This is a genomic window from Yoonia sp. (assembly GCF_046498525.1).
Classification (GTDB): Bacteria; Pseudomonadota; Alphaproteobacteria; order Rhodobacterales; family Rhodobacteraceae; genus Yoonia.
This window is the reverse complement of the sequence record NZ_JAWOAN010000048.1, coordinates 1-5,300: the sequence shown is the minus strand read 5'-3', so window position 1 is coordinate 5,300 and position 5,300 is coordinate 1. Positions and strand designations below refer to the sequence as shown.

The 5,300-nt window shown below is 60.9% G+C and carries 5 protein-coding genes; 1 reads left to right on the top strand and 4 read right to left on the bottom strand.

Features of this window, described 5'->3' with window-relative positions:
- The 4 genes from R6T97_RS03415 to R6T97_RS03400 form a co-directional block, all read right to left on the bottom strand.
- On the bottom strand, window positions 1-1,910 hold a 1,910-nt coding region (locus R6T97_RS03415; RefSeq protein ID WP_410347906.1), incomplete at its 3' end, for a 2Fe-2S iron-sulfur cluster-binding protein.
- Window positions 1,907-2,236, bottom strand: coding sequence for a sarcosine oxidase subunit delta (locus R6T97_RS03410; RefSeq protein ID WP_410347905.1), 330 nt, complete (start codon window positions 2,234-2,236; stop codon window positions 1,907-1,909). The genes R6T97_RS03415 and R6T97_RS03410, both read right to left, overlap by 4 nt.
- Window positions 2,237-2,374: 138 nt before the next feature.
- Window positions 2,375-2,593 carry a hypothetical protein gene (locus R6T97_RS03405; protein WP_410347904.1) on the bottom strand — a complete coding sequence of 73 codons (219 nt, stop codon included), beginning with the start codon at window positions 2,591-2,593 and terminating at the stop codon, window positions 2,375-2,377.
- A 283-nt stretch (window positions 2,594-2,876) separates the two neighbouring features.
- Window positions 2,877-4,121 carry a sarcosine oxidase subunit beta family protein gene (locus R6T97_RS03400; protein ID WP_410347903.1) on the bottom strand — a complete coding sequence of 415 codons (1,245 nt, stop codon included), beginning with the start codon at window positions 4,119-4,121 and terminating at the stop codon, window positions 2,877-2,879.
- A 202-nt stretch (window positions 4,122-4,323) separates the two neighbouring features.
- Between R6T97_RS03400 and ccmI the strand changes: the two genes are divergently transcribed.
- The coding region (ccmI, locus tag R6T97_RS03395) for a c-type cytochrome biogenesis protein CcmI (protein ID WP_410347902.1) at window positions 4,324-5,300 on the top strand (977 nt) is incomplete at its 3' end.

Here is a 5,300-nt window from a genome sequence, read left to right as displayed (position 1 = left end):
CGCCACTGGCCGACAGGTTCATTGTCGGCGCCGTGGGCGTTGGACCAATCCGATACGGGTGTCTTGCGCACAGGCTGGAACAATTCATCACGCGCAGCCCCAGCGATAGATGCCATCGAGATAGGCGTGTAGGGTGGCCGGAACGTGGTTGTACCCACGTTTGGAATATCGGCGTTCAGAGATTGAGAAAGAATCGCCAAGCCGTTGATATTGCTTAGCTTACCCTGATCCGTCGCCATCCCCAGCGTTGTGTAGCGTTTCGCATGTTCAACGCTTTCAAAGCCCTCTTGGGCAGCCAGTTGTACATCGCTGACCTTCACATCGTTCTGGAAATCCAGCCATGCCTTGGACCGCAACGCATGGCTTGCGCCTTGCGGCATCAACCAGACAGGCGAAATCGGCCCTTCACCGGCATCCTCGCCCGCAGGCGCTTGCGCGCCGCGTTTGGAATGACCCGCAGCTTTGGCTGCGGCACGCCCTGCCGCCCAGCCATCGCTGACAACCTCGGCTGTGAACAGATGCCCGTTGGCGATGCCTGCGGTGATCACGAAAGGCTCTCCGTCTTCGCCTGTGGGTGCGCGGTCGGGGTCGGGGCGGAACATCACCTGACCCGCGTCCCAATTCAGCTTGCCGCCGCAGTGCGACCACAGGTGCACAACAGGCGACCAACCGCCCGACATCGCCACGCAATCGCAAGCGATTTCTTCCAGCACAGCGCCTTCGCCAGCCTGCGCGCAAAGCGCCACGCCGGTGACGCGCTTGCCGCCTTTGACCTTGGCAATCCCCTTGCCCATCTCGATCCGGATGCCCAGCGTGCGGGCGCGGTCGATCAGTTCTCCTGCGGCCTCGGTACGCGCATCCACGATGACGGGCACTTCAAGTCCGGCTTCCTTGAGGATGATCGCCGTGCGATATGCATCATCGTTGTTGGTCACAACCACAGTGCGGTCGCCGACCGAAACCCCGAAATTCACGGCATAGTCGCGAACCGCAGAGGCCAGCAAGACGCCAGGCAGATCATTGGCCGCAAAAGACAAAGGCCGCTCGATCGCACCTGTCGCCGTCACGATCTGCTTGGCGCGGATACGCCAAAGACGGTGGCGCGGGCCTTCGGCATCAGGCGCGTGATCCGTCAGACGTTCATAGGCAAGCGTATAGCCGTGGTCATAGACACCCGCCCCCATGCAGCGCAGACGCAGGTCGACATTCTCCATGCTTTCAAGGGCTTCTACAGTGCTATTGATCCAGTCCTGCGCCAGCATCCCGTCGATGCTCGGTGTGTCCACAACAGCACGGCCACCCCAATCGGCGGTCTGTTCAACCAGCAGCACACGCGCGCCGCGTTCGCCTGCGGCCTTGGCTGCGGCAAGTCCGGCGATGCCGCCGCCGACGACCAGAACATCGACGTGGCAGTGGAAGTGTTCATAGGTGTCCTGATCGCGGTCCTTGGGCGCTTTGCCCAAACCGGCAGACTTGCGGATGATCGGTTCGTAGACATGTTTCCAGAACGACTGCGGATACATGAACATCTTGTAATAGAAACCGGCAGGCAGGAACCGCGACAGATACGTGTTGATGGCACCCACATCAAATTCCAGCGACGGCCAGTGGTTCTGGCTGGTCGCCGTCAGCCCCTCGAACAACTCGGTCGTCGTCACGCGCTGGTTGGGTTCGAAGGTCGCGCCCTTGCCCAGGTTCACAAGCCCGTTGGGTTCTTCCGCGCCAGAGGCCACGACGCCGCGCGGGCGGTGATATTTGAACGAACGCCCGACCAGCATCTGGTCATTGGCCAGCAAGGCCGAGGAAAGCGTGTCGCCTTCAAAACCGCGCAAGTGCTTGCCGTTAAAGGTAAAAGTGACCGCCTTGCCCTTGTTGATCAGACGGCCGTGGTTTGCAAGACGGGTGCTCATTTGAAATTCCCCCAAGACCAGCCGGGACGTTTGGCCGAGATGGTGTCTTTGATCTCTTGTGGTGGCTCGAGGGTCTGGGCCGGATAGGTCCCGAACACCTCGAGCGTGTTGGTGCAGCGCGCGGCAAGGAACCACTTGCCGCAGCCGTAGGCGTGCCGCCAGCGTTCGAAATGCACGCCCTTGGGGTTCTGGCGCATGAAGAGGTAATCCTCGAAATCGTCATCCGAAGATCCCGGACCTTCCCGTTTGAGGTGGGCCTGACCGCCGCCGTGCAGATCAGTTTCATCGGCATCAACGCCGCAGTAGGGGCAATGCAGAATCAGCATGGGACACCTTTGGTATGGGGGGTATGCAAAGCGTACAGAAGGCGTACAGAACCTGTACGTACAGCTGTAATGAACGCACCAAGGGCAAACGTATCGCTACGTCCGCCTTTGGCCGTGGTCATGTAAGTGGTTTTGGCCTTATTCGCCTGTCGCAGGTGCGGCCGGTTGAGGTGGGACCATATCTTCAAGTGCCGGCGCACCTTGGCCGGTTGTGTCGACTGCCGCCGGATCGACGGGCGCACGACCACCCGCGAACAGCGCGTAAAGCAGGACCAGAACGACGAGAACGGCTGCCAAAACGAAACCGATCCCGTTACGGCTTGAAATGTTGGGTTTGATTCGGCTGTGTTCATCCATGGTGCGCCCTCCTTTTCAGACGTCGGAACCATCGCAGCCCCCGGCAAAAAAGGAACATGAGCGGAAATCCCCGAAAGATTTGAGCCATTCGTAGCCATTTCCGCCGATAGCGGTCGGCCAACAGTTGCCGGGATCGCCAGCGTGGAAAGTGCTGCTAGGTTCACCGAATGGAACTTTTGCTGATTGTCATCGGGGGCGTCTTGACGACCGCCATAATTTTCATGGTCATCGACGGGCTGCGCGGCGGGCTGCACGATGACGACGAGGACTGGTTTGAGTAGCATCAGTGCGCCACCCCTGCGGCGACGCTTTCATCGATGAACTTGCCTTCACGGAAGCGGAACATGCTGAATTCGTCCGTGAGCGGGGAATGGCCCTTGGCCATCAGCTCGGCCATGGCCCAGCCTGATCCGGGTGTGGCCTTGAACCCGCCGGTGCCCCAGCCGCAGTTGACGAAAACGCCCTCGACCGGCGTTTTCGACAGGATGGGCGAGCGGTCGCCGGTGATATCCACGATCCCGCCCCACTGACGCAACATTTTCAGCCGCGCGATCATCGGGAAGGTTTCGACCAATGCGCGCACCGTTTCCTCGATATGGTGGAAAGACCCGCGCTGGGTGTAGTTGTTGTACCCGTCGGTGCCGCCGCCGATCACCATCTCGCCCTTGTCGGACTGGCTCATGTAGCCGTGCACGGTGTTTGCCATGACGACGATATCCATGCAGGGTTTGATCGGCTCTGACACGAGCGCCTGCAAGGCCACGCTTTCAATCGGCAGACGGAAACCCGCCATCTGCGCCAGAACACCGGAATGGCCTGCCACGACCATGCCAAGCTTGTCGCAGTCAATCGGTCCCTTGGAGGTATCGACGCCGACGACCTTGCCATTTTCCTGCCGCACGCCCTGCACTTCGCATTGCTGGATCACGTCCATCCCCATATCCGAACAGGCACGCGCATAACCCCAGGCCACAGCATCATGCCGCGCCGTACCGCCGCGGGCCTGCCACAGGCCACCCAGCACAGGATAGCGCGGCCCGTCGATATTCATGATCGGGCAGAGTTCCTTGACGCGCGCAGGATCGATCCATTCGGTCGTCACGCCCTGCAAGGCGTTGGCATGGGCCGTGCGCTTGTAGCCGCGTACCTCGTGCTGGGTCTGGGCCAGCATGATCACACCACGCGGGCTGAACATGACGTTGTAGTTGAGGTCCTGACTCATGGTTTCATAGAGCGAGCGGGATTTTTCATAGATCGCAGCCGACGGGTCTTGCAGATAGTTGGACCGGATGATCGTGGTGTTGCGGCCCGTATTGCCGCCGCCCAGCCAGCCCTTTTCAAGGATCGCCACATTCGTGATCCCGAAATTCTTGCCCAGAAAATAAGCCGTGGCCAGCCCGTGCCCGCCCGCGCCCACGATGATCACATCGTATTTCTTCTTGGGTTCGCGTTTGGCCCACGCCCGGTCCCAGCCGGTGTGTTGGCGCATGGCTTCTTTGGCGACAGCAAAGGCGGAATAGCGTTTCATCGGGGTCCAGAATCCTTTTGGCAGGCGGCTAAGCCGTCGCATCTTATCTGGACCCTGTACAGGCCCGAGAGGATACTCTCAGCGGCGTATATTTTGCTTTTTACGACATGCTGGCGGTGTCGTGAATTGCTACGGCGTCGCAGGCCCTTTTCACGCAGGCTGCGGGCGTTTATGTGATCCTTAATAAAAGGACGAAAAACGAATGATTTTCTGGCTTGTTTGCATTGTGATGACCCTCGTGGTGACCGCCCTGATGGTGACGCCCCTGCTGCGCCCCAACGACATGGGCGACGAGAACCCGGATCTCGCCGTCTACCGCGCCCAACTGGCCGAGATCGACCGCGATCTGGAACGCGATCTGCTGGCCCCCGACGAAGCGGAACGCGCCCGCACCGAAGTGGCGCGCCGGCTTTTGGCGGCGAACAAGGCCGCGACGGTGCCTGCGGGGGTCGCACCGCCCACGCGCTGGCTGGCGGCTGCGATTGTGATCGTGATGCTTGCGCTCGGTTTCGGGACCTACCGTTCGCTGGGCGCACCCGGCTATCCGGACCTGCCCTTGCAGGCCCGCCTGGCCGCGAGCGAGGAAAAGCGCTTGAACCGCCCGTCGCAAGACGCGTTGGAACTGGCCGCCCCTGCCCCGCCACCCGTCGAGGTGCCGGACGACTATCGCGAGGCGATCGAACAGTTGCGTGTGATCACGCCCAACCGCCCCGATGACCTGGAAGCATGGAGCCGTCTGGCGTTTCACGAGGTGGAACTGCGCAACTATGCCGGGGCCGCCGATGCGCAGGAACAGGTCATTCTCATCAAGGGCGACGCGACTGAAATGTCCGATTTGCAACGCTTGCTGGACCTCAAGGTGATCGCGGCGGGTGGCTTTGTCTCGCCCGAGGCCGAAGATGTGATCCGCCGGATCCTCGACCGGGACGGCGGCAATATCGCGGCGCGCTACTATCTGGGTGCGCTCTATAATCAGACCGACCGCCCTGATCTGGCACTGCGGCTTTGGCGCGACATCATCGAAACAGGTGATCCGAATAATTTCCACATCGCCAGCGCACGTGCGCAGGTCAGCGACGCGGCCTTCCGCGCAGGGGTCGAATATGCAGTGCCAGAGGCGCGCGGGCCATCGTTTGACCAAATGGATGCGGCCTCGGATATGACGCCAGAGGAACGGCA